The following is a 23865-nucleotide window of genomic DNA, read 5'->3' on the forward strand; positions in this document are numbered from 1 at the left end:
GCCGAATGCAAACCTGGCCAAACCCGTTTATCGAACAACGTGCCGATCCGTACATTTTACGTCATGAGGGGCAGTACTACTTTATTGCCTCCGTGCCGGAGTACGACAGGCTGGCACTCCGCCGCGCGGACTCGCTGGAAGGCTTACGTAATGCCCAAGAAGTCGTGGTCTGGCGCAAACCCGACACCGGCCCAATGAGTCAGCTGATCTGGGCACCAGAACTGCACCACATTGACGGGAAGTGGTACATCTATTTTGCCGCGACGCACACCCAGGCGCTCGACGCGCTCGGGATGTTCCAGCACCGTATGTTCGCCATCGAATGCACCGGCGGCGATCCGCTCACCGGCGCGTGGGTGGAAAAAGGGCAGATCAAAACGCCTTTCGACACCTTCGCCCTGGACGCCACCACCTTTGTTCATCAGGGGAAACGCTGGTATCTGTGGGCGCAAAAAGCGCCGGATATCACCGGAAACTCCAATCTTTATCTGTGCGAAATGGAGAACCCCTGGACGCTGAAAGGCGAGCCGGTGATGCTCAGCAAGCCGGAGTATGACTGGGAGTGTCGCGGATTTTGGGTCAACGAAGGCCCGGCGGTGCTGGTTCACGGCGATAAGCTGTTTATCAGCTATTCCGCCAGCGCCACCGACGAGAACTACTGCATGGGGCTACTGTGGATAGACCTGAATGCCGATCCGCAAAACCCGGCAAACTGGCACAAATCCCCGCATCCGGTGTTCGTTACCAGCTATGAGAACCGCCAGTTCGGCCCGGGCCACAACAGCTTTACGCAAACGCCGGAAGGGGAAGATGTGCTGGTGTATCACGCGCGTAATTACACCGAAATTGAGGGCGACCCGCTGTACGATCCGAATCGCCATACCCGCCTGAAGCTTGTCCGCTGGAATGAAAACGGGATGCCTGATTTCGGCATCCCGCCCGCGGATACGCTGTAGCCTTTGCGGCGCGCTGGCTTACACCAGCGTGCCGTAAATCGTCAGCAGCGCCACGATAACCACCACCACAAACGAGGTTTTTTTCGCCATCGAAACTGCGGCTTTCGGCGTCTCAATCTTGTCGGTATGCGGCTCACGCGCCAGCGAGAACTGCGCCAGGCGCGTTAGCACCTGGTACTGCGACGTATGGCGATCGGCAAGAGACGCGAACCATGCGGGCAGCGCTTTTTCACCGTGACCAATTAACGCGTACACCACGCCCACCAGACGCACCGGGAGCCAGTCGAGCACGTGCAGGATGGCATCAATGCCGGACTGCAGGCGTTCGTGCGGCGTCAGATACCGGGCAAGCCAGGTCTGCCAGGCGCGCAGAAACGCATACCCCATCAGCAGCACCGGCCCCCACGGACCGCCCACCACAAACCAGAACAGCGGTGCCAGGTAGTAACGGAAGTTAATCCACAGCAGCGCGTTTTGCAGCTCGCGCAGAAACTCGCGCTCGTCGCAGTCCGGCGGCACGCCGTGGATCATGGTCAGCTCGCTCGCCATGGCACCGCGCGCATGGGCATCGTCACGGGAAGCGGCTTTCAGGTATGCGTGATAGTGTAAACGCACCTTGCCCGCACCAATGCACAGCACGCCGAGCAGGATCCACACCACCAGCAGCGGCACGTTGAAAAAGAGTCCGTGCAGCGCGCGCAGGAGCAGGAACGTAATGACCATCACCCCCGCCATCATCAGCAGCGTACGCAGCATAGAAAAATGCTTAATCCGGCGGAATAACACCTCCAGCCTGTGATCCAGATGCCAGTGCTCGCCGAGCTTGAACAGGCGTTCAGCGATGATAACCAGCAGCATGGTAAACAACGTCATGGTATCTCCTTATTCTGACGACGCGGCGAGCATGGCGCGAAAACGGGGCCAGTCAAAGGCCGGACCGGGATCGGTTTTTCTCTCCGGGGCTATATCACTGTGTCCCGTGATATTGTCGGCGATAGCCGGGTAGAGTCCGATAAGCGTGCGGGTCACTGCCGCTAGCTGTTGATACTGTGAATCGGTGTAGGGCGTCGTATCCGTGCCTTCCAGTTCGATCCCGATAGAAAAATCGTTGCACCGTTCGCGCCCGTGATACATCGACACGCCGGCATGCCAGGCGCGCTTGTCAAAGGGAACATACTGAACCACTTCACCATCGCGACGGATCAGGCAGTGAGCCGATACGCGCAAATGTGCAATTTCAGCAAAAAAGGGATGAGCATCGGGATCAATCGTTCCCGTGAATAACGCATCGATCCACGGACCGCCAAACTCACCCGGCGGGAGACTAATATTATGAACCACCAGCAGTGTGGGCTTTTCATCCTCCGGGCGGCAATCGTGGTGCGGCGAGGGCACACGCCGCGCATCCACCAGCCATCCGTTTTCTAACAACATGCTGGAACTCCTTCTTTATGGTGCAATGACTCGGTTCAGAGTAGCATGTTTCAATATTATGATTCGTTACCAATTTGGAGTTTTATCATGCCGCCTCGCCGCTACAACCCCGACCACCGACGTGAAGCGCTTCTGGAACGTATTAATATGGATATTCCGGCAAGCGTCTCCCATGCTTTGAAAGAAGATCTGGGCGGTGACGTTAATGCTGAAAAGGATATTACCGCACAATTGTTGCCAAAAGAGACACGCTCCCACGCGGTCATTATCACCCGTGAAGACGGCGTCTTTTGCGGAAAACGTTGGGTTGAAGAGGTCTTTACCCAGCTGGCGGGCGATGATGTACAGGTCACCTGGCATGTTGAAGACGGCGATGCAGTCACGGCCAACCAGCCGTTGTTCGAACTGGACGGTCCTTCCCGCGTCTTGCTGACCGGCGAACGTACCGCGCTCAATTTTGTACAAACGCTCTCAGGCGTGGCCAGTGAAGTGCGTCGCTACGTTGACCTGCTGGCCGGCACCCGGACCCAGCTGCTGGATACCCGCAAAACGCTGCCGGGCCTGCGCACCGCGCTGAAGTATGCGGTGCTCTGCGGCGGCGGCGCAAACCATCGCCTGGGTCTGTCCGACGCCTTCCTGATTAAAGAGAACCACATTATTGCCTCTGGCTCCGTGCGTCAGGCGGTGGAGAAAGCCTTCTGGCTGCACCCGGATGTGCCCGTGGAGGTGGAAGTCGAAAGCCTGGAGGAGCTGGAGCAGGCGATTAAGGCCGGGGCCGATATCATCATGCTCGATAACTTCGAAACGGAGCAGATGCGCGAGGCGGTAAAACTGACAAACGGCCGGGCCCAGCTTGAAGTGTCCGGGAACGTCACTTTCGAAACGATCCGTGAATTCGCCGAAACCGGCGTGGATTACATCTCCGTCGGCGCGCTGACCAAACACGTTCGCGCCCTCGACCTCTCAATGCGCTTCAAGTAACGCATTCTCCCCTCTCCACCCGGAGAGGGGAATTTCAGCCCCGCTCGCATATCCGCTGTTCTTCCCTGCAACACTGAATAAATTCTCTGAAGCCCCCTTCCCGTTCCTTTTTTTGCCCCTCGTTTCTGCACTTTCCCGCTGACAAAGTAGCACCACTTTGCACAAGGAGCAGATATGGACAGACAACAAGGCTTCACACTCATTGAGCTGATGGTGGTCATTGGCATCATTGCGATTCTGAGCGCCATCGGGATTCCCGCCTATCAGAACTACCTGCGCAAGGCGGCGCTGACCGATATGCTGCAAACCTTCGTTCCCTACCGTACGGCCATCGAGCTATGCGCGCTGGATCACGGTGGCGTGGAGAGCTGCGATGCCGGCAGTAACGGTATCCCTTCCCCCACCACGACACGCTACGTTTCAGGAATGAGCGTGGCGAAAGGGATTGTGACCTTAACAGGACAGGAGAGTCTTACCGGGCTGACGGTAACCATGACGCCACGGTGGAGCGACGGCAACGGTATGACGGGCTGGACGCGTGACTGCAACATCAGTGCTGACAGCGCCCTGAAGCAGGCCTGCGAAGACGTTTTCCGCTTCGACAATAACTGAGGAGCGGATGATGAATACCGATCAACTCGTGGCGCTTTGTCTGCGCCATCACGCTCTGCTGCTCACCAGCGACAGTGACATGGTCAGCATCGCCGTCGTGGGCAGTCCCGCGGCTGAACTTATGGAGGCACTGCGCTTCGCGACCCAGAAACGGATTGATATTGAGTGCTGGAGCGCCGAGCGCATGGAAAAACACCGGCAGCTAACGTCACAATCGCATCTGCCCGTCGTTTCGCAAACACACTCAACGGTGGATATCCTCAACCACACGCTGCAGCAGGCAATCAACCAGCGCGCCTCCGACATTCATATCGAACCGATGGAGCACGCGTGCCAGATCCGTTTACGCATCGACGGGGTTCTTTGTCCCCAGCCTCCGCTTGCCGCCTCGCTGGCAAGCCTGTTCAGCGCACGTTTAAAAGTGCTGGGTAACCTGGATATTGCAGAACGTCGTTTACCTCAGGACGGCCAGTTTACGATTGAGCTGGCAAACGAGCCGGTCTCGTTTCGAATTGCGACGCTTCCCTGCAGCGGTGGCGAGAAAATTGTGCTGCGTCTTCTGCATCAGGTTCAGCAGGCACTCGAGCCAAAAGCGCTTGGCATGAGTGCTGAACAGCTGGCCTGTTTTAATGAAGTCCTCCACCAGCCGCAGGGGCTAATTCTGGTCACCGGCCCTACCGGCAGTGGCAAAACCGTGACGCTGTATAGCGCACTGCAGGTACGTAACACCCCTGACGTCAACATCTGCAGCGTGGAGGATCCCATTGAGATCCCCCTTGCGGGATTAAACCAGACGCAGATTAATCCCCGGGCGGGTTTAACATTCCAGAGCGTGCTGCGGGCATTGCTGCGTCAGGATCCAGACATCATTATGGTCGGTGAAATCCGTGACGGTGAAACGGCAGACATTGCCATTAATGCCGCCCAGACCGGGCATCTGGTGCTGTCGACGCTGCACACCAACTCGACGACGGAAACCCTGATTCGCCTGGAGCAGATGGGCGTGGCGCGCTGGATGATATCTTCCGCGCTGTCGATGGTGATTGCCCAGCGGCTGGTCCGGCGTCTGTGCCCACATTGTCATCGGGAAGCCAGCGAACATGCTGAATTACCGCGCGCCGTATGGCCCAGACCGCTTCCACGCTGGCAGCCCACCGGCTGCGATCGCTGTTATCACGGTTTTTATGGCCGCGTGGCCATTTTTGAAGTACTCGCGATCGACAATGTCCTGCGGCAGGCCATTGCCAGCGGGGCAGGAACAGAAGTAATAGAGTCGGGCGCCCGGCAGGCGGGAATGATTTCTCTTTTTGAGCACGGCTGCATGGCCGTCGAACAAGGGCTGACCACGATCGAAGAGCTGGTGCGCGTCCTGGGTATGCCGGATGGCTGCTAATCAACTCTGGCGCTGGCGAGCGCTCACCCAGGAAGGAGAACCCCGAAGCGGGACGCTCTGGGCCACAGACCATGCAGCCGCCTTCACCAGGCTGATGCGTAGCGACCTCCATCCACTGACGCTGACCCGATGCGCTCAGCGACACCGCTGGCGGCCACAGCACTGCTACGAGATGTTTCGCCAGCTCGCAACGCTTCTGCAGGCCGGGCTGACACTGTCCCACAGCCTGCAGATGCTGGCAGAGCAACATCCGTTAAAACCGTGGCAGGCGCTGCTGCAAAGCATTGCCGATGAGCTCAGTGAGGGAGCCCCCTTTTCTGAGTCGCTAACTAAGTGGCCAGCCGTTTTTAGCCCACTGCATGTCTCGATGGTGAAAACCGGTGAGCTAACAGGGAAGCTGGAGGAGTGCTGTCGTCAGCTCGCAAAGCAGCAAAAAGCGCAGCAGCAGCTCAGTGCGAAGGTGAGAAAGGCGCTGCGCTACCCGGCGATCGTCCTGACCCTGGCCGTGCTCGTGGTGCTGGCGATGGTCACCCTGGTCTTGCCCGAGTTTGCCGCTATCTACAAAACGTTTAACACTCCGCTTCCGCTACTGACGCAAATGGTCATGGGGATGGCCGCATTTATGCAGTCATATGCCCTCACGTTGTTCGCCGCGTTATTAGCGCCCTTAGCCGCCGCCTGGGCTCTGCGACAGAACCCTCGCTGGCAGCGCATGCTGATGCAGACACCCGTGTTGGGCGCACTGGCAAAAGGTCAAAAGCTGGGACACATCTTTACCGTGCTGTCACTCACGCAGCAGGCAGGTATTCCCTTTTTACAGGGCCTGGAGAGCGCAGAGGAGACCGTTGAAAGTTGTTACTGGCGGGGAATACTTCGCAGCGTTCGGGAGGAGATTGAAAAAGGTCTCCCCGTCTGGTCATCCTTTCAGAAAGCGGCCATCTTTACCCCGCTGTGCATTCAGCTTTTACGAACCGGCGAAATGTCAGGTGCGCTGGACATCATGCTGGCAAACCTCGCCCGGCATCACACGGAACAGACCTTCCAGCGGGCAGATAATCTGGCGGCACTTCTCGAGCCGGTGCTTCTGATTGTGACAGGGGTCATCATCGGCACGCTGGTGGTGGCAATGTACCTGCCGATTTTCCATCTGGGGGATGCGATGAGCGCGGGTTAGTGCAGAACAGTGCTGGCGCACGGGCATGCGCCAGCTGAAGCCATTACAGGCTATTGAATACGCGGTTTTCCTGTTCCTGAACGCGAATAAACGTTGTACGTTTCGTCAGCTCTTTCAGGCGGGATGCCCCAACGTAGGTGCAGGCCGAGCGCAGGCCGCCGAGGATATCGCGCGCGGTGTATTCAACCGGGCCGCGCAGAGGCAGCTTCACGGTTTTGCCTTCTGCCGCACGGTATTTTGCCACGCCACCGACGTGACGGGTCATCGCGGATTCAGAACTCATGCCGTAGAACAGCATAAATTTCTCGCCGTTTTCTTCAACAACGGTACCACCGCTCTCTTCGTGGCCTGCCAGCATACCGCCGAGCATCACGAAGTCCGCGCCGCCGCCGAAGGCTTTTGCAACGTCGCCCGGCATGGTACAGCCGCCATCGCTGATGATCTGGCCGCCCAGACCGTGCGCCGCATCGGCACATTCAATGACTGCGGAGAGCTGCGGATAACCGACGCCGGTTTTGACGCGTGTGGTGCACACGGAGCCCGGGCCAATACCCACCTTCACGATATCTGCACCGGAGAGGATCAGCTCTTCACACATTTCGCCGGTCACCACGTTGCCCGCGATGATGGTTTTCGTCGGCCAGGCCTCACGCGCCTTGCTGACAAACTGCACGAAGTGTTCGGAGTAACCATTCGCCACGTCAATACAAACGAAGTTGAGCGCCGGGTTAGCGTTCAGGATCTGTTTGGTCTTCTCGAAATCCGCATCGGAGGTACCGGTGGAGACCATCACATGCTTCACCACGTCAGCAGACGCGGACGCAACAAACGCATTCCACTCTTCAGGGCTGTAGTGTTTGTGAACGGCGGTGAGAATGTCGAACTGTGCCAGGGCGGTTGCCATCTCAAAGGTTCCCACAGTATCCATGTTGGCAGCGATGATCGGCACGCCAGACCAGGTCTGACCCGAATGCTTAAAGGTGAATTGACGTTCGAGTTCAACGTCTGAGCGACTTTTCAGTGTAGAGCGTTTAGGGCGGATAAGAACGTCTTTGAAACCTAACTTCAGATCTTCTTCGATACGCATGTGCGGATTCCTGGGGTTAGAGGCAAATATGTTAAAAGCACAACTCCAGTGACGTTATCATACGCACTAATACCTGCTCCGCAAGACTGCGAAATTCTCTTTTTTTACGCTACAATCCTATAAATTTACCTGGTAAAAAGCCGGTAAACGGGGCTAAACAGTTGCTGGCGCACCTAAGAGTTTTAATCAACTGATTTTAATAATGAATAATTCCCAGGATTTGATTTAATGGGGTATATCGTCGCATTAACCGGCGGCATCGGTAGTGGCAAAAGTACCGTTGCGGACGCGTTCTCTCGTCTGGGCATCACGATTATTGATGCCGATATCATTGCCCGCCAGGTGGTAGAGCCCAATACACCCGCGCTAAAGGCCATCGCAGAACATTTTGGTTCGGCCATCATCAATACTGATGGCACACTGAATCGCCGCCAGCTTCGTGAATGCATTTTTTCCGATTCTGCAGAAAAAGTCTGGCTTAATGCCCTGCTCCACCCCATCATCCACCAGGAAACTCAGCGTCAGATTGCCGCAGCCCGCTCGCCCTATGTCCTGTGGGTAGTTCCGCTACTGGTTGAAAATCAGCTGCAGAAGAAAGCCGATCGGGTGCTGGTGATTGATGTCTCTCCCGAAACGCAAATTCAGCGAACCATGACGCGCGATCGCGTCTCGCGGGAGCATGCTGAAAAAATTCTTGCCGCTCAGGCTACGCGCGCTCAGCGCCTTGCCGTGGCGGATGATGTCATTGATAATAACGGCGCACCAGATGCCATTGCATCGGATGTTGCCCGTCTGCACGCGCAGTATCTGACGTTCGCCGCGCAGGCCGTTGCACAGGAAAAACCATAATGTCGACACACATCCTTTTTGAGCATCCGCTCAACGAAAAAATGCGCACCTGGCTGCGCATCGAATTTCTTATTCAACAGCTTTCACAACATCTGCCTGTTAACGATCATGCCACGGCGCTGCATTTCTTCCGCAACGTGGGCGATCTGCTGGATGTGATTGAACGCGGCGATGTCCGCACAGAATTACTCAAAGAGCTGGAGCGCCAGCAGCGTAAATTGCAGGCATGGACAGAGGTCCCCGGCGTAGATCAGAGCCGTATCGATGCGCTCCGCCAGCAGTTGAAAAGCAGTAGCGCCATCCTGATGGCCGCGCCGCGCGTCGGGCAGTTCTTGCGTGAAGATCGTCTGATCGGCCTGGTGCGCCAGCGTCTTAGCATCCCTGGCGGCTGCTGTAGCTTCGACCTGCCGACGCTGCACATGTGGCTACATATGCCACAGGCGCAGCGTGACGCGCAGGTGAACAGCTGGCTGGCAAGCCTGGAGCCAATGCACCAGACGCTGTCGCTGATCCTCGATCTGATCCGTAACTCTGCGCCGTTCCGCAAGCAAACCAGCCTGAATGGTTTCTTCCAGGATAACGGTGATGATGCCGATCTTCTGCGTCTCAATCTGTCTCTTGGCGAACAGCTTTACCCGCAGATTTCCGGGCATAAGAGCCGCTTTGCGATTCGCTTTATGCCGCTGGACAGTGAAAATGGCACCGTGCCGGAACGTCTCGATTTTGAACTGGCCTGTTGTTAAGGAGTGCCGATGTCTGATGTCACCACCGTAAGCTGCCCGACCTGTGGCAAAACCGTTGTCTGGGGCGAAGTGAGTCCGTTCCGCCCATTCTGCAGCAAGCGCTGTCAGCTCATTGACCTGGGCGAATGGGCGGCGGAAGAGAAACGCATTCCAAGCGAAGGCGATCTCTCGGACAGCGATGACTGGAGTGAAACCCAGCAGTAATCTGTAAAGCCTGCTGGCGCTTCGCTCAGCAGGCCTACGGTTGCGCGACTAACCGCAGGATCACGGGCTCATTGGCTGGCGGGAATTTTTCGGCATCACTTGCCTGAAGTTCCACCCAGTTACCCGGCTGTCCCTCTTTTCCCCAGGGTTCACCTTCCCAGTTTTCCACCAGCCAGAACCACAGCGTGATGTGCCTGTCCGGGAACTGGTATTCAAGCTTATCAAACAGCGTTGCGCCAAGCGGAGTGATCCCCACCTCTTCCTGAAGCTCCCGAACCAGCGCCTCTTCCGGCGTTTCACCTGACTCGATTTTACCGCCCGGAAACTCCCACTTGTTCGCCATATGGGCGTCGGCAGCGCGCTGGGTGATGAAGATTTGGTTTTGCGGGTTGCGAATAATCCCAACGGCAATTTGCAGTATTTTCATATTGTCACTTCCATAAAAAAGGCGCAGAAATCTGCGCCTTTTTGTTTTTTTTATGAATTTAGCTCAGACGGCCGTGGCACGCCTTGTACTTTTTACCGGAACCACACGGGCACGGATCGTTACGACCCACTTTACGATCGCCGGTCTGCGCGGCGATCGCCGCTGCGGCTTCGCTGTCGTCGGTCTGATGACTCAGCTGCTGCATTTGTGCCAGACGCTCTGCTTCTTCACGACGCTGCTGTTCCATCGCTTCCACTTCTTCCGGCATACGCACCTGAACCTTGCTCAGGGTGCTGATCACTTCATACTTCAGTGATTCCAGCATAGAGGCAAACATGGAGAAGGATTCACGCTTGTATTCCTGCTTCGGATCTTTCTGCGCATAGCCACGCAGGTGGATACCCTGACGCAGGTAGTCCATCGCCGCCAGGTGCTCTTTCCACAGGGAGTCCAGGGTCTGCAGCATCACGCCTTTTTCGAAGTGACGCATCATCTCAGCGCCAACGACCTCTTCCTTACGCTTGTAAACGTCCAGCGCGGTTTCAAAGATACGTTCACGCAGGGTCTCTTCGTGCAGCTCAGGCTCTTTATCCAGCCACTCTTTGATTGGCAGATCGAGATCGAAGTCGTTCTTCAGGCGTTCCTGCAGGCCTTCAACATCCCACATCTCTTCCAGAGACTGCGGCGGAATATGCGCGTCGATAGTGGCTTTAAACACATCTTCGCGGATGCTGTTGATGGTTTCGCTCACGTCGGACACGTCCAGCAGTTCGTTACGCTGGGTGTAAATCGCGCGACGCTGATCGTTAGCCACATCATCATATTCCAGCAGCTGCTTACGAATATCAAAGTTGCGGCTTTCCACTTTACGCTGTGCGTTAGCGATCGCTTTAGTCACCCACGGGTGCTCAATCGCTTCGCCAGGCTTCATGCCCAGCTTACGCATCATGCCGGATACGCGGTCGGAGGCGAAAATACGCATCAGCGCATCTTCCATAGACAGGTAGAAGCGGGATGAACCGGCATCACCCTGACGACCTGCACGGCCACGCAGCTGGTTATCGATACGACGGGATTCATGACGCTCTGTACCAATGATGTGCAGACCGCCGGAAGCCAGAACGGCGTCATGACGAACCTGCCAGTCGGCTTTGATCTGCGCAATCTGTTCTGGCGTTGGGTTTTCCAGCTCCGCCACTTCAGCCTGCCAGCTACCGCCCAGCATAATATCGGTACCACGACCCGCCATGTTGGTGGCGATAGTCACGGCAGCCGGATAACCCGCCTGCGCAACAATGTCTGCTTCTTTGGCGTGGAATTTGGCGTTAAGAACGTTGTGTTTGATACCCGCTTTAGTCAGCTCGTGCGAAACCACTTCGGATTTCTCGATGGAGATGGTCCCCACCAGAACCGGCTGGCCATTGGCAGTACGGTCGCGAATATCTTCGATGATCGCCTGAATTTTTTCCGCTTCGGTCATATACACCAGGTCCGGCATATCCTTACGGATCATCGGACGGTTGGTTGGAACAACCACGGTATCCAGCTTGTAGATTGAGCTGAATTCAAACGCTTCGGTATCAGCAGTACCGGTCATGCCCGCCAGCTTCTCGTACAGACGGAAGTAGTTCTGGAAGGTGATAGACGCCAGCGTCTGGTTTTCATTCTGAATATCCACACCTTCTTTGGCTTCCACAGCCTGGTGCAGACCGTCAGACCAGCGACGTCCCTGCATGGTACGGCCGGTGTGTTCATCGACGATGATCACTTCGCCATCTTTTACGATGTAATCGACGTCGCGGGTGAACAGCGCGTGGGCGCGCAGTGCAGCGGTCACGTGGTGCATCAGCATAATGTTGCTTGGGGAGTAAAGGGACTCGCCCTCTTCCATGATGCCTTCAGCGACCAGCAGCTCTTCAATTTTCACCAGACCGCGTTCGGTCAGGTTCACCTGACGCGCTTTTTCATCCACGGAGAAGTGGCCTTCACCCTGGAAGGTATCCGAGTCCTCTTTCTCCTGACGCAGCAGGTGTGGAATAATTTTGTCGACCTTACGGTACATCTCGGAGCTGTCTTCAGCCGGGCCGGAGATGATCAGCGGGGTACGCGCTTCATCGATCAGGATGGAGTCCACCTCATCCACCAGCGCATAGTGCAGTTTACGCTGTACGCGCTCTTCCGGGCTGAACGCCATGTTGTCACGCAGGTAGTCGAAGCCGTATTCGTTGTTGGTGCCGTAGGTAATGTCCGCGTTGTACGCTTCGCGCTTGGCTGGCGCAGGCAGGCCGGACATGTTGATGCCGACGGTCATACCGAGGAATTCGAACAGTGGACGGTTGTTTTCGGCGTCACGCTGCGCCAGATAGTCGTTGACGGTAACGACGTGAACGCCTTTACCGGTCAGCGCGTTCAGGTAAGCCGGCAGCGTTGCGGTCAGGGTTTTACCTTCACCGGTACGCATTTCCGCGATGCAGCGCTCGTTAAGCACCATACCACCCAGCAGCTGAACGTCGAAGTGACGCATGCCGAATACGCGCTTACTCGCTTCGCGCACGACAGCAAACGCTTCCGGGATCAGGCTTTCTAAGGTTTCGCCTTTTTCCAGACGCGCACGGAATTCCGCCGTTTTCGCTTTAAGCTCGTCATCAGAGAGCTTCTCCATCGCCGGTTCCATACCGTTGATGACGGCAACTGCTTTACGCATACGGCGCAGGGTACGATCGTTACGACTACCAAACACTTTAGTTAACAATTTGATTAGCATAATAAATTCTCAAACGCCCCATCGTGGGCAGATAAATTAAGGTATTGAAAAAGTTAATTTAGCTGAGGCGTTGCGGCCCGGCGCGAATGCCGTGGGCCTGGCTAATCCAGGTTGAAACAGCGAATGAAACAGGTGAAACAAACGCACGTTGCGTCGTCTGGCGAACCATGACCGGCGGCTGGCTGTCCTGCGTGAGCAGCGCGTTGAGCGTGTCCAGCAGGGCAAGATGCTGAGCCTGCACCGGCAGCGTCTCTTCCGCAACAGGCATGGCCTGCGGCGCCATCGCGAAGGACAGATGGCGGATAACCGTGCGGATAGCGTGCTGGTGCCAGTAATCAACGGAGAAGTTTGGGCGGCGGTTGGCTTCAAGCCACGCGAGGTTAGTAAAGTTAACCCGCGTGTTGAGATCGTGTTTGGTGGTAGAGGTTTTTGCGGGCGTCGCCGCTTCGGCACTGCTGCAGAGCGCAGGCAAGCCGAAACTCGCCGCGACCATCCCTAATAAGAGATGCGGCCAGAAGTAACGTCTGCCAAATTGTCGCCAGCGCGTCAGTATTCCGCTCACCTGCTCCACCCAATAAGCCAGCCTTGCAGAGGCTGAGTTCAGTTATTCTTTTTAGCGCCCAGATAGTACCACTAAAGCCACTATACATCAGCAGGAATGAGGTGCCGCCGCGTGGAAAAACGGTCAAGAATGCAGCTAACGCACACATTTTCTGCGTAAGACAAACGAGAGATAACGCTGGGGCAAACGAAGAAGGGTAAAAATAAAAACGACTGGTCTTCCTGGTCGGAGAGAGTACCAGGTTAACCAGTCGATTTTTTTACGAAACGGTTTGAACCGTTACGCCAGAACCATGCTTGGTGCTTTGAAAGCCAGCGGCAGTTCAGCTTCGTCTTCGAAAGTCACATATTCCCAGGCTTCCTGTTTCGCCAGGACGGCCTGCAACAGTTTGTTGTTCAGCGCATGACCGGATTTAAACGCGGTAAATGCACCAATGATGTTGTGACCACACATGAACAGGTCGCCGATAGCATCCAGCATTTTGTGACGAACGAATTCATCTTCGAAACGCAGGCCGTCTTCGTTCAGTACGCGATAATCGTCAACAACGATGGCACAATCGAAGCTGCCGCCCAGGCACAGGCCGCGGGACTGCAGATATTCGATATCACGCATGAAGCCAAATGTACGGGCTCGGCTGATCTGGCGCATAAACGCATCGGCAGAGAAGTTCATCGCATAGCGTTGGGTGCTGGAATCAATCGCCGGATGGTTAAAGTCGATGGTAAAGTCCAACGAGAAACCATTGTACGGTTTGAATTCAGCCCACTTGTCGCCATCTTCGACGCGAACGGTCTCTTTGATGCGAACAAATTTCTTCGCGCAGTTCAGTTCTTCGATGCCGGCATCCAGCAACAGATAGACGAACGGTGCAGCACTGCCATCCATAATCGGGATTTCTGGCGCATCGACTTCAACAATAATGTTGTCGATACCCAGACCCGCCAGGGCGGCGTTCAGGTGCTCTACGGTAGAAATCCGCACGTCATGCTCGTTCACCAGACAAGTACAGAGCATAGTATCACGCACAGATTTGGCATCGGCCGGAAAATCTACCGGTGGATTCAAGTCGGTGCGACGATAGATGACCCCGGTATTGGCCGGCGCAGGGCGTAACGTCAGCGTGACTTTCTTGCCGGTATGTAAACCGACACCCGTCGCCTGAACGATACGTTTAAGTGTCCTTTGTTTGATCATCGTATAATCTCGCCAAATTAACTATCCAACCGAGAGTGTATATCACTAACGGTGGGCCAGTTTAGCACAAAGAGCGCAAATCCCCTAATTCCAGCCAATTCTTAGTCAGCTTGCTTACGCAGGAACGCCGGGATATCCAGATAATCTGGCTCTTTCGCCGTTTGCGGCGTTGGATCGTTCACTACTTTCGCGGCAGGTTTCTGCTCCTGAGTCAAAGGAGACATACCGTGCTGCTGGTAGCGATCCATTACCGGTTGCTGAGTCTGCTTGTTGGTCACTAAGGTGATCTCAGGACGCTTGTCCATACCGATACCGGTCGCAACAACGGTAACACGCAGCTCGTCGTTCATTTCAGGGTCAAGGGAAGTACCGATCACCACGGTAGCGTTGTCGGAGGCGAACGCACGGATAGTGTTACCCACGGTTTCGAACTCATCCAGACGCAGGTCAAAGCCAGCGGTAATGTTGACCAGCACGCCGCGCGCACCAGACAGATCGATATCTTCCAGCAGTGGAGAAGAGATAGCCATTTCAGCCGCTTCTTCTGCACGATCTTCACCGCTCGCCACGCCAGAGCCCATCATCGCGTAGCCCATTTCGGACATCACGGTGCGAACGTCTGCAAAGTCAACGTTCATCAGGCCAGGACGGGTAATCAGTTCAGCGATACCCTGAACCGCGCCTTTCAGCACGTCGTTTGCTGCACCGAATGCGTCCAGCAGGGAGATACCGCGACCCAGAACTTTCAACAGTTTGTCGTTCGGGATGGTGATCAGCGAGTCCACATGCTTGGACAGCTCGGTGATACCCTGCTCCGCGAAGGCCATACGCTTCTTGCCTTCAAAGTTGAAAGGCTTGGTCACGACAGCAACGGTCAGGATACCTAAATCTTTTGCCACTTCAGCCACAACAGGTGCTGCGCCGGTACCCGTACCGCCACCCATACCTGCTGCGATGAAGACCATGTCCGCACCTTCCAGTGCAGCGCGCAGGGCTTCACGATCTTCTTCAGCCGCATTGCGACCGACTTCCGGGTTAGCCCCTGCTCCCAGCCCTTTGGTGATACCACCGCCGATCTGGATAGTCTGGCCTACAGCCGTCTTACGCAGTGCCTGCGCATCGGTGTTAACTGCGAAGAATTCAACACCTTCAATGCGTTCACGCACCATATGCTCTACGGCGTTACCGCCGCCGCCACCGACGCCGATGACTTTAATCACCGCGTCGTTGGTCAGTTCCATAGGTTCAAACATAATTTCTCTCTCCGTTGTGCCTGTCGCCCGAGACCGCTAATTCTCTCCGGTCTCTTAAAAAAATTAAAACTCTTTTCGCAACCAGTTGTTCAGTCGTTTGACCCACGACCCCACTGAGACGCGTTTTTCCACTTCCGCTTCACCACTGAGATGAGATTCCTTCCCGTAGTGGAGCAGGCCCACAGCCGTTGAATAATACGGCTCCTGAGCATAATCCGTTAAACCGGTGATATTCAGCGGCGCACCAATACGCACTTGCGTATGGAACACGCGCTGTGCACAGGCCGCAAGACCTTCAATTTGCGCTGCACCGCCGGTTAATACAATCCCCGCCGCAAGATGATGCTTAACGCCCTGCTGACGAAGCTGTTCCTGTAACTGTAAAATCTCTTCGTTGACCAGGTTGAGCAGCTCGGTATAGCGCGGCTCAATCACCTCTGCCAACGTCTGGCGCTGCAGGCTACGCGGTGGACGACCACCAACGCTCGGCACTTCAACGCTCTCATCTTTGCCAACGATAGACCCCAGCGCACAGCCGTGGCGCACTTTAATCGCTTCTGCATCGCTCGGCGGCGTACCAAAAGCGTAAGCAATATCGCTGGTCACAACGTTCCCGGCATAAGGGATCACTTTAGTGTGGCGCAACGCACCGCCGGTATACACGGCGATATCCATTGTACCACCACCAATATCGACCACACAGACACCCAGTTCACGTTCATCTTCGGTCAGCACGGAATAACTTGCCGCCAGACCGGCGAAAATAAGTTGGTCAACTTTCAGGCCACAACGTTCAACGGCTTTTACAATGTTCTTCGCCATATCGTTGTGACATGTGATCAGGTGCACTTTTGCCTGCATACGTACGCCAGAAAGACCGACCGGGTTTTTGATCCCTTCCTGGTAGTCAATCGCATATTCCTGCGGGATGACATGCAGCACGCGATGTTCGTCGCGGACGCGCACGGATTTCGCCGTGTGCACGACGTTTTCAACGTCTTCCTGCGTCACTTCTTCTTCAGAAATCGGCACCATACCGATTTCGTTCTGGCAGCTAATGTGCTTACCAGAAAGGGCCAGATAGACAGAAGAAATCTGGCAATCTGCCATCAATTCAGCCTGATCGATGGCGCGCTGAACGCATTTCACCACCGACTCAAGATCGTTTACCCCACCTTTATCCATACCACGGGACGGGCAACTGCCTACGCCAATGATATTGACCATACCGTCGGGCAGAACTTCCCCTACTAAAGCGGCAACCTTCGCGGTGCCAATCTCCAGTCCAACTACCAGTTTTCTGTCCGTCGCCTTGATCATTGTTGTTCTGCCTGTACCTGTGCCTGATTCTGTTGCTGATTAGGTTCCTCGACCGGAGCCGGTACCCAACCGACTGCTGCGCCTGAGTCATAGCGCAAATCAACGTAGCTTATCCGTTTGCCGTCAGTCTGTGCCTGCTGCTGTAAAACCGGGTAAAGTTCGACAAAACGCGCCAGACGCTTCATTGTGTCGCCGCGTCCCAGGTTGAGCTTAATGCCGTTCGTTAACGTCAGCTGCCAGGAACGGCGCGCCGTCATGGCTGCATCTTTTAACGTAAACCTGTCCTTCGCCAGCACCTGACCCATTTCACGAAAACCTTGTAACACTTCGTTTTCGCTGCCTTCAGGGCCATACAACATCGGTAAATTTTGCTTGTTGACACGATCGGCCGGGACGCTGAAGGAATTTCCGTCGACGTCAACCATGTGCTGATCATTCCAACGCGCAATGGGCACATATTCAACCAGATGAATCTTCAATTCATCAGGCCATTGCTTTCTTACGCTCGCCTGTTTTATCCATGGCAGACGTTCTATCTGACTCTGGATAATATTGACGTCCTGCGTCATAAAGGTGCCAGGCGAGCCCAGCGCCAGAATTGACTGGCGAATATCGTCGTTACGCGTGTAGTGACGCTCACCGGTGACCACCAGCTTAGAAAGCGGCAACCGCTGCGCATCTTCCATCCAGCCCAGGACCATCCAGCCGCTGATAAACACGGTGCACAGCACCCCGAGCAGGAAAATGATGCCTGCAAGACGCGTTCCATTACTGCGGCGTGAAGAGGTGTATTCGTCCTCGTCATCGCGGTTGCGCGTGTTCAATGCAGCCTGAGACATATCAGCCCGCCTGGTCCAGAATGCGTACGACTAACTGCGAGAAACTCATCCCCGCCTGACGCGCTGCCATCGGCACAAGGCTGTGGCTGGTCATTCCCGGAGAGGTATTCGCTTCCAGCAGATAAAATTGTCCATCACTGTCCTGCATCACGTCGATGCGTCCCCAGCCGCGGCAACCCAGAACATGCCAGGCTTTAAGCACCAGGGACTGTAAATCTGCTTCACGCTCAGCTTCCAGACCACAAGGGCAGAAATATTGCGTCTCATCAGAGAGATACTTTGCCTCATAATCATAGAAGGTTCCGGCCGGTTGGATACGGATTGACGGTAAAATTTCTTCGCCAAGCATCGCGACGGTAAATTCCGGCCCGCTGAGCCATTTTTCAATCAGAACTTCTTCATCATGTTGAAATGCCAGTGCTAAAGCGGACGAGAGATCGTCAGCTTTGTCGACTTTGGACATTCCCACGCTGGAGCCTTCCCGGCTGGGCTTTACAATAACCGGTAAGCCCAGTTCAGCAATGCGTGCATTAACGCTATCCGGCAGGCCCAATTCAAATTCGCGACGCGTCAGCGCAACCCATGGCGCAACGGGTAACCCCGCGCCCTGCCACAGAAGCTTGCTGCGCAGTTTATCCATAGAGATAGCGGAGGCCATCACGCCGCTGCCGGTGTATGGCATGCCGATCAGATCCAGGAGGCCCTGCAGGGTGCCGTCTTCACCGCCGCGACCATGCAAGGCGATAAAGACTTTATCGAAGCCCATGGCTTTTAATTGCGTCACGTCAACCTCTTTTGGGTCGACCAGGTGAGCATTGAGGCCGCCTTCGCGCAGGCCAGCCAGCACGGCCGCGCCGGAGTTCAGGGAAACCTCGCGCTCGGCGGAGGTGCCGCCAGACAGGACAGCAATCTTATCAGCCATGATGCTCATCCTCCTGATTTTGCGGCTTCAGTTTGATTTCAGCTAAGGTACGGGCGATTTTGCCGATATTTCCCGCACCCTGAATCAGAATCAAATCGTTACCCGTCAGGACCGGCGCCAGAATCTCCGCCACCTGCACAGGGTCAGAAACCAGAATAGGGTCCACTTTACCGCGTCCACGGATGGTGCGACATAAAGAACGACTGTCTGCGCCTGGAATCGGAGTTTCGCCTGCTGAATAAACATCCAGCATTAACAGGGTATCGACCTGGGACAGGACGCTGGCGAAATCGTCATACAGATCGCGAGTACGCGTGAAGCGGTGCGGCTGGAAGACCATCACCAGATTTTTGTCAGGCCAGCCTGCACGTGCGGCTTTAATGGTGGCGTCCACTTCGGTCGGATGGTGACCGTAGTCGTCCACCAGCATCGCTGTGCCGGCTTTACCGTTCACGGCGTCCAGCGGGAATTCACCGAGGAAGTCGAAACGACGGCCGGTGCCCTGGAAGCTTTCCAGCGCGCGCAGAATCGCATCATCATCAATGCCTTCTTCCGTCGCAACGGCTACTGCCGCTGCGGCATTGAGGGCGTTATGGCGACCTGGCGCATTCAGCGTGACGTGCAGCAGTTCTTTGTCCTGACGCGCCAGGGTGAAGTGCCCCTGCGCACCAATCTGTTTGTACTCTTCCACGCGGACGTCAGCGTCTTCGCTGAAGCCGTAAGTGGTGATTTGACGGCCCACGCGCGGCAGCAGCTCGCGGATCACCGGATCGTCTACGCACATCACCGCGCGTCCATAGAACGGCAGATTGTGCAGGAAGTTGATGAAGGTCTGCTTTAAGTTCTCGAAGTCACCCTGGTAGGTATCCATATGGTCAGCTTCGATGTTAGTGACAATCGCAACCATCGGCTGCAGGTGCAGGAACGACGCGTCGCTCTCATCCGCTTCGGCAATCAGATAACGGCTGTGGCCCAGACGCGCATGTACGCCTGCGGCTTTGACCAGACCGCCGTTGACGAACGTCGGATCGAGACCCGCTTCTGCATAAATACTGGAAACCATCGCCGTGGTCGTGGTTTTACCGTGGGTCCCGGCAATGGCGATGCCGTGACGGAAACGCATCAGTTCCGCCAGCATTTCTGCACGGCGGATCACCGGAATGCGCGCTTCATGCGCGGCAACGATTTCCGGGTTGTCAGAGGAGATGGCGCTGGAGACCACCACCACGCTCGCATCGCGCACGTTTTCCGGACGATGGTTGAAATAAATAGTCGCCCCAAGCGACGCCAGCTGCTGCGTAACAGGGTTTGGCGCCAGGTCAGACCCGCTGATCTGATAGCCTTCGTTAGCTAACACTTCGGCAATACCGCCCATGCCAGCACCACCGATGCCAACAAAGTGAATGTGCCGGACGCGACGCATCTCGGGCACGATTGAACGCAGTTTTGCCAGTTGTTGTGTATTCATTCTCTAAACGCCATCGACTACTTAAAATTCATGCAGCGCAACACGCGCTGCGAGGGTTAAGCCTGGGCTGCCAGGCTCACTTCTTTTGCCACCCGTTCCGTCGCATCAGGGATAGCGGCCGCGCGCGCGCGTTGCGCCATCTCCAGCAGTGCGTCTCTGTTCCAGCCCGCCAGGGTGGTGGCGACCGCGTCGGCGGTAAATTGTGGCTGCTCAAAAATTTTCGCGGCACCGGCTTTCTCAAGCGGCAGCGCATTCCAGTACTGCTGCCTGTCTTTGTGCTGGAACGGCACAAACAGGGCCGGCAGACCGGCGGCGGCGATCTCGCTCACCGTCAGCGCGCCTGAACGACAGACCACGACATCGGCCCAGGCATACGCTGCCGCCATGTCGTCGATAAACTCTGTGACTTTATGCTGCGGCTGACCTTCGTCTGCGTAAGCCTGCTCAACGGTCTGCTGAGCGCCTTTTCCGCTCTGATGCCAGATGGTCACGGCATCCCCCAGCTTTGCGGCAACCTGCGGCATCGTCTGGTTTAAGATGCGCGCGCCCTGAGAGCCGCCGACGACCAGTACACGCACCGGCCCTTCACGGCCCGTCAGGCGAGCGTCCGGCAGCGGGAGCGCCAGCACGTCCACACGCACCGGGTTACCCACCACGTCCGCTTTCGGGAACGCGCCGGGAAACGCCTGCATGACTTTGGTGGCAATTTTCGCCAGCCATTTGTTGGTCAGACCGGCAATACCGTTCTGCTCATGCAGCACGACGGGAATACCTAACGACCACGCCGCCAGCCCGCCAGGACCCGAGACATAGCCGCCCATGCCCAGCACCACATCGGGCTTAAAGCGCTTCATGATGGTGCGGGCCTGACGCCAGGCGTTAAAAATACGCACCGGTGCCAGCAGCATTGCCTTGAGGCCTTTGCCCCGAAGGCCGGAAATACGAATAAAGTCGATCTCGATACCGTGCTTCGGTACCAGATCTGCTTCCATGCGGTCTGCGGTTCCCAGCCAGCGTACCTGCCAGCCCTGATCCATTAAATGGTGCGCAACCGCCAGTCCCGGGAACACGTGTCCGCCGGTACCGCCTGCCATCACCATTAACCGCTTCGGTTGATTCATCGTGAACCTCGTGTAAACGCCTGGGCTTTTTCCAGACGCGTTTCATAATCTATGCGCAACAAAAACATGATGGCTGTCGACATAATCAACAGACTCGAACCACCATAACTGATCAACGGCAACGTCAGACCTTTGGTCGGCAGCATACCCGCTGCGGCCCCGACGTTAACCAATGCCTGGAAGCTAAACCAGATACCAATTGAACAGGCTAAGAATCCTGAGAAGCGGTGATCGATCTCCAGCGCTTTCCGGCCGATGGACATGGCGCGGAAAGCGACGAAGAATACCATTAATAGCGCTAATACCACACCGATATAACCCAGTTCTTCCGCAATAATGGAGAAGATGAAGTCAGTGTGCGCTTCCGGTAAATACTCCAGTTTCTGTACCGAGTTACCCAGACCCTGCCCCCAGACTTCACCGCGACCAAAGGCCATCAGCGACTGCGTCAGCTGGTAACCGCTGCCGAACGGATCTTCCCACGGGTTCCAGAACGAGGTTACACGGCGAATACGGTAAGGCTCGGCGAGGATCAGCAGCACAACCGCCGAAATCCCCATCCCGATGATAGCGATGAACTGCCACAGCTTCGCGCCCGCCAGGAACAGCATGGCCAGGGTAGTAACGAACAGCACGACAACGGTACCGAGGTCAGGCTGCGCCAGCAGTAATACCGCCAGCACCAGAATCACGCCCATCGGTTTTAAGAAGCCGCGCAGGTTGTTACGCACTTCATCTACCTTACGCACCAGGTAGTTAGCCAGGTAGCAGAACAGGGAGAGCTTGGTAAATTCCGCAGGCTGAATACGCAGCGGGCCAAAGGCGATCCAGCGTGATGCCCCGTTAACAGAGCTCCCCACCACCAGGACGATCAGCAGCATAATAATCGAGGCGATCAGCATCGCCGTACTGTGCCGCTGCCAGAACTCCATCGGTAGACGCAAGGTCACCAGCGCCAGACAGAACGCCAGGATGATGTAAAGACCATCACGCTTGGCAAACAGGAAAGGATCGTTCGCCAGACGCTGCCCGACAGGCATTGAGGCTGACGTCACCATAATAAAGCCCACCGCCGCCAGCCCCATCGTGAGCCAGAACAGCGTGCGATCGTACATGACCAGGCTGTCGTTATCTTTTTGACGAGAGCCCATCACCCAGCCTTTGAGCGCCGCAAACACCCATGCCAGGATCCCAAATCCTGGCAGGCGCGGCATTTTCAGGCGAGGGAGAGATAAACGCATTAGCCTAACTCCTTCGCCAGGCGGGTAAAGACATCACCACGCTGTTCGAAATTCTTGAATTGATCGAGGCTGGCACAGGCCGGAGAGAGCAGCACCATATCGCCAGGCTTCACGCGAGGAGCAATCAGCCGCATCGCCTGTTCCATGGTTTCGGTTTGCTCAGCAACCTCAGGGCGCAGTTCAGCCAGCTCGCTGCCGTCACGGCCGAAGCAGTACAGACGGACGTTATCTCCGGAGAGATACGGCTTCAGGGAGGAGAAATCAGCGGATTTACCGTCGCCGCCCAGCAGCAAATGCAGCGTGCCGTCAACGTGCAGGCCGTTCAGTGCGGCCTCCGTGCTTCCTACGTTGGTGGCTTTGGAGTCGTTGATCCAGCGCACGCCGTTGTGCTCCAGCGCCAGCTGGAAACGGTGTGCCAGGCCGGAAAACGTGGTTAACGCTTTCAGGCTGGAAGAGCGCGGCAGCCCGACTGCATCCGCCAGCGCCAGCGCCGCCAGGGCATTGGTATAGTTGTGCTGACCAGTGAGCTTCATCTCTTTCACGTTCAGCACTTTCTCACCCTTCACGCGCAGCCAGGTTTCGCCCAGCTGGCGGTTCAGGTGGTAATCCCCCATCGTGATACCGAAGCTGATACAGCGATCGTCTGCACCACGCACAGGCATAGTCAGCGCGTCATCGGCGTTAACCACGCAGACTTTGGCATTTTCATAAACGCGCAGCTTGGCGGCACGGTACTGCTGCAGGCCAAATGGATACCTGTCCATATGATCTTCAGTCACGTTGAGGATCGTCGCAGCCGCAGCGTGCAGGCTGGAGGTTGTTTCCAGCTGGAAGCTGGAAAGCTCGAGAACATACAGCTCGCAGCCTTTATCCAGCAGCATCAGAGCGGGTAAACCAATGTTACCGCCAACGCCGACGTTCACGCCCGCCGCTTTCGCCATTTCACCCACCAGAGTGGTGACGGTGCTTTTACCGTTAGAACCGGTAATGGCGATAACGGGTGCCTGCGCTTCGCGGCAGAACAGCTCGATATCGCCGACAATCTCAACGCCCGCATCCGCGGCAGCGCTCAGCGAAGGGTGCGCCAGCGCCATACCTGGGCTGGCGACAATCAGATCGGCTGCAAGCAGCCAGTCATCATTCAGACCACCAAGGTGGCGTTCAACCTGTTCCGGCAGTTTGTCCAGACCCGGCGGAGAGACACGCGTATCCATCACGCGTGGCGTCACGCCGCGTGCGAGGAAAAAGTCCACGCAGGAGAGCCCCGTGAGGCCCAACCCGATGATAACGACTTTTTTGCCCTGGTAATCTGCCATGA

The 23865-nt window shown here is 56.1% G+C and carries 23 protein-coding genes; 8 read left to right on the top strand and 15 right to left on the bottom strand.

From position 1 onward, the window contains the following. Positions 1-5 precede the first annotated feature (5 nt). The gene (locus N037_RS17745) at positions 6-956 is read left to right on the top strand and encodes a glycoside hydrolase family 43 protein (RefSeq protein ID WP_032642541.1); all 951 of its coding nucleotides are present in this window, start codon (positions 6-8) and stop codon (positions 954-956) included. A gap of 18 nt (positions 957-974) precedes the next feature. Here N037_RS17745 and ampE read toward each other — a convergent pair whose 3' ends face one another. Both ampE and ampD read right to left on the bottom strand, forming a co-directional pair. Next, the gene (ampE, locus tag N037_RS17750) at positions 975-1829 is read right to left on the bottom strand and encodes a beta-lactamase regulator AmpE (RefSeq protein ID WP_023334520.1); all 855 of its coding nucleotides are present in this window, start codon (positions 1827-1829) and stop codon (positions 975-977) included. Positions 1830-1838: 9 nt separating this feature from the next. Beyond that, on the bottom strand, positions 1839-2390 hold the full coding sequence (ampD, locus tag N037_RS17755) for a 1,6-anhydro-N-acetylmuramyl-L-alanine amidase AmpD (RefSeq protein ID WP_032642543.1): 552 nt from the start codon (positions 2388-2390) through the stop codon (positions 1839-1841). An 87-nt stretch (positions 2391-2477) separates the two neighbouring features. On the opposite strand from ampD, the gene nadC reads away from it, so the two are divergent. The 4 genes from nadC (at position 2478) to hofC (ending at position 6550) form a co-directional block, all read left to right on the top strand. Next, positions 2478-3371 (top strand): carboxylating nicotinate-nucleotide diphosphorylase, encoded by an 894-nt coding sequence (gene nadC, locus N037_RS17760; protein ID WP_032642545.1) that lies wholly within the window; start codon positions 2478-2480, stop codon positions 3369-3371. 174 nt (positions 3372-3545) lie between these two features. Then, entirely contained in the window at positions 3546-3983 is a 438-nt protein-coding gene (ppdD, locus tag N037_RS17765; protein ID WP_032642547.1) for a prepilin peptidase-dependent pilin, read from the top strand. A gap of 10 nt (positions 3984-3993) precedes the next feature. Then, the gene (gspE, locus tag N037_RS17770) at positions 3994-5376 is read left to right on the top strand and encodes a type II secretion system protein GspE (protein ID WP_032642549.1); all 1383 of its coding nucleotides are present in this window, start codon (positions 3994-3996) and stop codon (positions 5374-5376) included. Continuing rightward, positions 5366-6550, top strand: coding sequence for a protein transport protein HofC (gene hofC, locus N037_RS17775; protein ID WP_032642551.1), 1185 nt, complete (start codon positions 5366-5368; stop codon positions 6548-6550). Before gspE ends, hofC begins: the two co-directional genes overlap by 11 nt. A 43-nt stretch (positions 6551-6593) precedes the next feature. Here hofC and N037_RS17780 read toward each other — a convergent pair whose 3' ends face one another. Continuing rightward, complete coding sequence (locus tag N037_RS17780; protein ID WP_023310407.1) at positions 6594-7637, bottom strand: GMP reductase; 1044 nt, start codon at positions 7635-7637, stop codon at positions 6594-6596. Between the two features lie 228 nt (positions 7638-7865). On the opposite strand from N037_RS17780, the gene coaE reads away from it, so the two are divergent. Genes coaE through yacG form a run of 3 tightly spaced genes read left to right on the top strand, consistent with a single transcriptional unit; the run spans position 7866 to position 9433 of the window. Continuing rightward, positions 7866-8486 carry a dephospho-CoA kinase gene (coaE, locus tag N037_RS17785; RefSeq protein ID WP_032642553.1) on the top strand — a complete coding sequence of 207 codons (621 nt, stop codon included), beginning with the start codon at positions 7866-7868 and terminating at the stop codon, positions 8484-8486. Further along, the gene (gene zapD / locus N037_RS17790; protein ID WP_023334512.1) at positions 8486-9229 is read left to right on the top strand and encodes a cell division protein ZapD; all 744 of its coding nucleotides are present in this window, start codon (positions 8486-8488) and stop codon (positions 9227-9229) included. Before coaE ends, zapD begins: the two co-directional genes overlap by 1 nt. Positions 9230-9238: 9 nt before the next feature. Then, positions 9239-9433, top strand: coding sequence for a DNA gyrase inhibitor YacG (yacG, locus tag N037_RS17795; protein ID WP_023334511.1), 195 nt, complete (start codon positions 9239-9241; stop codon positions 9431-9433). Positions 9434-9467: 34 nt separating this feature from the next. Here the strand turns inward: yacG and mutT are convergent, their stop codons facing one another. The 12 genes from mutT to murD all read right to left on the bottom strand — a co-directional run bounded on the left by mutT (position 9468) and on the right by murD (position 23863). Beyond that, a complete protein-coding gene (gene mutT / locus N037_RS17800) occupies positions 9468-9860 on the bottom strand; it encodes an 8-oxo-dGTP diphosphatase MutT (RefSeq protein ID WP_023310403.1) in 393 nt (130 codons plus the stop codon). Positions 9861-9918: 58 nt separating this feature from the next. Beyond that, positions 9919-12624, bottom strand: a complete 2706-nt coding sequence (gene secA, locus N037_RS17805; RefSeq protein ID WP_023334510.1) for a preprotein translocase subunit SecA — start codon at positions 12622-12624, stop codon at positions 9919-9921. Positions 12625-12682: 58 nt separating this feature from the next. Further along, complete coding sequence (gene secM / locus N037_RS17810; protein WP_072164019.1) at positions 12683-13186, bottom strand: secA translation cis-regulator SecM; 504 nt, start codon at positions 13184-13186, stop codon at positions 12683-12685. 279 nt (positions 13187-13465) lie between these two features. Continuing rightward, positions 13466-14383, bottom strand: a complete 918-nt coding sequence (lpxC, locus tag N037_RS17815; protein WP_008501977.1) for a UDP-3-O-acyl-N-acetylglucosamine deacetylase — start codon at positions 14381-14383, stop codon at positions 13466-13468. 101 nt (positions 14384-14484) lie between these two features. Beyond that, on the bottom strand, positions 14485-15636 hold the full coding sequence (gene ftsZ, locus N037_RS17820; RefSeq protein WP_008501978.1) for a cell division protein FtsZ: 1152 nt from the start codon (positions 15634-15636) through the stop codon (positions 14485-14487). A gap of 63 nt (positions 15637-15699) precedes the next feature. Continuing rightward, positions 15700-16956 carry a cell division protein FtsA gene (gene ftsA / locus N037_RS17825; protein ID WP_023334508.1) on the bottom strand — a complete coding sequence of 419 codons (1257 nt, stop codon included), beginning with the start codon at positions 16954-16956 and terminating at the stop codon, positions 15700-15702. After that, the gene (gene ftsQ, locus N037_RS17830) at positions 16953-17795 is read right to left on the bottom strand and encodes a cell division protein FtsQ (protein WP_023334507.1); all 843 of its coding nucleotides are present in this window, start codon (positions 17793-17795) and stop codon (positions 16953-16955) included. Before ftsQ ends, ftsA begins: the two co-directional genes overlap by 4 nt. Position 17796: 1 nt before the next feature. Beyond that, entirely contained in the window at positions 17797-18717 is a 921-nt protein-coding gene (locus tag N037_RS17835; RefSeq protein ID WP_032642557.1) for a D-alanine--D-alanine ligase, read from the bottom strand. Next, on the bottom strand, positions 18710-20185 hold the full coding sequence (murC, locus tag N037_RS17840) for a UDP-N-acetylmuramate--L-alanine ligase (protein WP_023334505.1): 1476 nt from the start codon (positions 20183-20185) through the stop codon (positions 18710-18712). Before murC ends, N037_RS17835 begins: the two co-directional genes overlap by 8 nt. A gap of 56 nt (positions 20186-20241) precedes the next feature. Beyond that, the gene (murG, locus tag N037_RS17845; protein ID WP_023334504.1) at positions 20242-21306 is read right to left on the bottom strand and encodes an undecaprenyldiphospho-muramoylpentapeptide beta-N-acetylglucosaminyltransferase; all 1065 of its coding nucleotides are present in this window, start codon (positions 21304-21306) and stop codon (positions 20242-20244) included. After that, a complete protein-coding gene (ftsW, locus tag N037_RS17850) occupies positions 21303-22547 on the bottom strand; it encodes a cell division protein FtsW (RefSeq protein WP_023310395.1) in 1245 nt (414 codons plus the stop codon). The genes murG and ftsW overlap by 4 nt, the downstream gene beginning before the upstream one ends. Continuing rightward, positions 22547-23863: a UDP-N-acetylmuramoyl-L-alanine--D-glutamate ligase gene (gene murD / locus N037_RS17855; RefSeq protein WP_023334503.1), complete on the bottom strand. Its 1317-nt coding sequence runs from the start codon at positions 23861-23863 to the stop codon at positions 22547-22549. Before murD ends, ftsW begins: the two co-directional genes overlap by 1 nt. Positions 23864-23865 lie beyond the last annotated feature (2 nt).

Source organism: Enterobacter sp. EGD-HP1, from assembly GCF_000733275.2.
In the GTDB taxonomy this organism is placed as follows: Bacteria; Pseudomonadota; Gammaproteobacteria; order Enterobacterales; family Enterobacteriaceae; genus Enterobacter.

Bases quoted from the DNA above. Each gene is read 5' to 3' on its own strand.
- yacG (WP_023334511.1), top strand. From the start codon at position 9,239: ATGTCTGATGTCACCACCGTAAGCTGCCCGACCTGTGGCAAAACCGTT.
- mutT (WP_023310403.1), bottom strand. From the start codon at position 9,860: ATGAAAATACTGCAAATTGCCGTTGGGATTATTCGCAACCCGCAAAAC.
- ampE (WP_023334520.1), bottom strand. From the start codon at position 1,829: ATGACGTTGTTTACCATGCTGCTGGTTATCATCGCTGAACGCCTGTTC.
- zapD (WP_023334512.1), top strand. From the start codon at position 8,486: ATGTCGACACACATCCTTTTTGAGCATCCGCTCAACGAAAAAATGCGC.
- hofC (WP_032642551.1), top strand. From the start codon at position 5,366: ATGGCTGCTAATCAACTCTGGCGCTGGCGAGCGCTCACCCAGGAAGGA.
- N037_RS17745 (WP_032642541.1), top strand. From the start codon at position 6: ATGCAAACCTGGCCAAACCCGTTTATCGAACAACGTGCCGATCCGTAC.
- nadC (WP_032642545.1), top strand. From the start codon at position 2,478: ATGCCGCCTCGCCGCTACAACCCCGACCACCGACGTGAAGCGCTTCTG.
- gspE (WP_032642549.1), top strand. From the start codon at position 3,994: ATGAATACCGATCAACTCGTGGCGCTTTGTCTGCGCCATCACGCTCTG.
- ftsW (WP_023310395.1), bottom strand. From the start codon at position 22,547: ATGCGTTTATCTCTCCCTCGCCTGAAAATGCCGCGCCTGCCAGGATTT.
- murG (WP_023334504.1), bottom strand. From the start codon at position 21,306: ATGAATCAACCGAAGCGGTTAATGGTGATGGCAGGCGGTACCGGCGGA.
- N037_RS17835 (WP_032642557.1), bottom strand. From the start codon at position 18,717: ATGGCTGATAAGATTGCTGTCCTGTCTGGCGGCACCTCCGCCGAGCGC.
- N037_RS17780 (WP_023310407.1), bottom strand. From the start codon at position 7,637: ATGCGTATCGAAGAAGATCTGAAGTTAGGTTTCAAAGACGTTCTTATC.
- ampD (WP_032642543.1), bottom strand. From the start codon at position 2,390: ATGTTGTTAGAAAACGGATGGCTGGTGGATGCGCGGCGTGTGCCCTCG.
- ftsA (WP_023334508.1), bottom strand. From the start codon at position 16,956: ATGATCAAGGCGACGGACAGAAAACTGGTAGTTGGACTGGAGATTGGC.
- ftsQ (WP_023334507.1), bottom strand. From the start codon at position 17,795: ATGTCTCAGGCTGCATTGAACACGCGCAACCGCGATGACGAGGACGAA.
- secA (WP_023334510.1), bottom strand. From the start codon at position 12,624: ATGCTAATCAAATTGTTAACTAAAGTGTTTGGTAGTCGTAACGATCGT.
- ftsZ (WP_008501978.1), bottom strand. From the start codon at position 15,636: ATGTTTGAACCTATGGAACTGACCAACGACGCGGTGATTAAAGTCATC.
- lpxC (WP_008501977.1), bottom strand. From the start codon at position 14,383: ATGATCAAACAAAGGACACTTAAACGTATCGTTCAGGCGACGGGTGTC.
- murC (WP_023334505.1), bottom strand. From the start codon at position 20,185: ATGAATACACAACAACTGGCAAAACTGCGTTCAATCGTGCCCGAGATG.
- murD (WP_023334503.1), bottom strand. From the start codon at position 23,863: ATGGCAGATTACCAGGGCAAAAAAGTCGTTATCATCGGGTTGGGCCTC.
- ppdD (WP_032642547.1), top strand. From the start codon at position 3,546: ATGGACAGACAACAAGGCTTCACACTCATTGAGCTGATGGTGGTCATT.
- coaE (WP_032642553.1), top strand. From the start codon at position 7,866: ATGGGGTATATCGTCGCATTAACCGGCGGCATCGGTAGTGGCAAAAGT.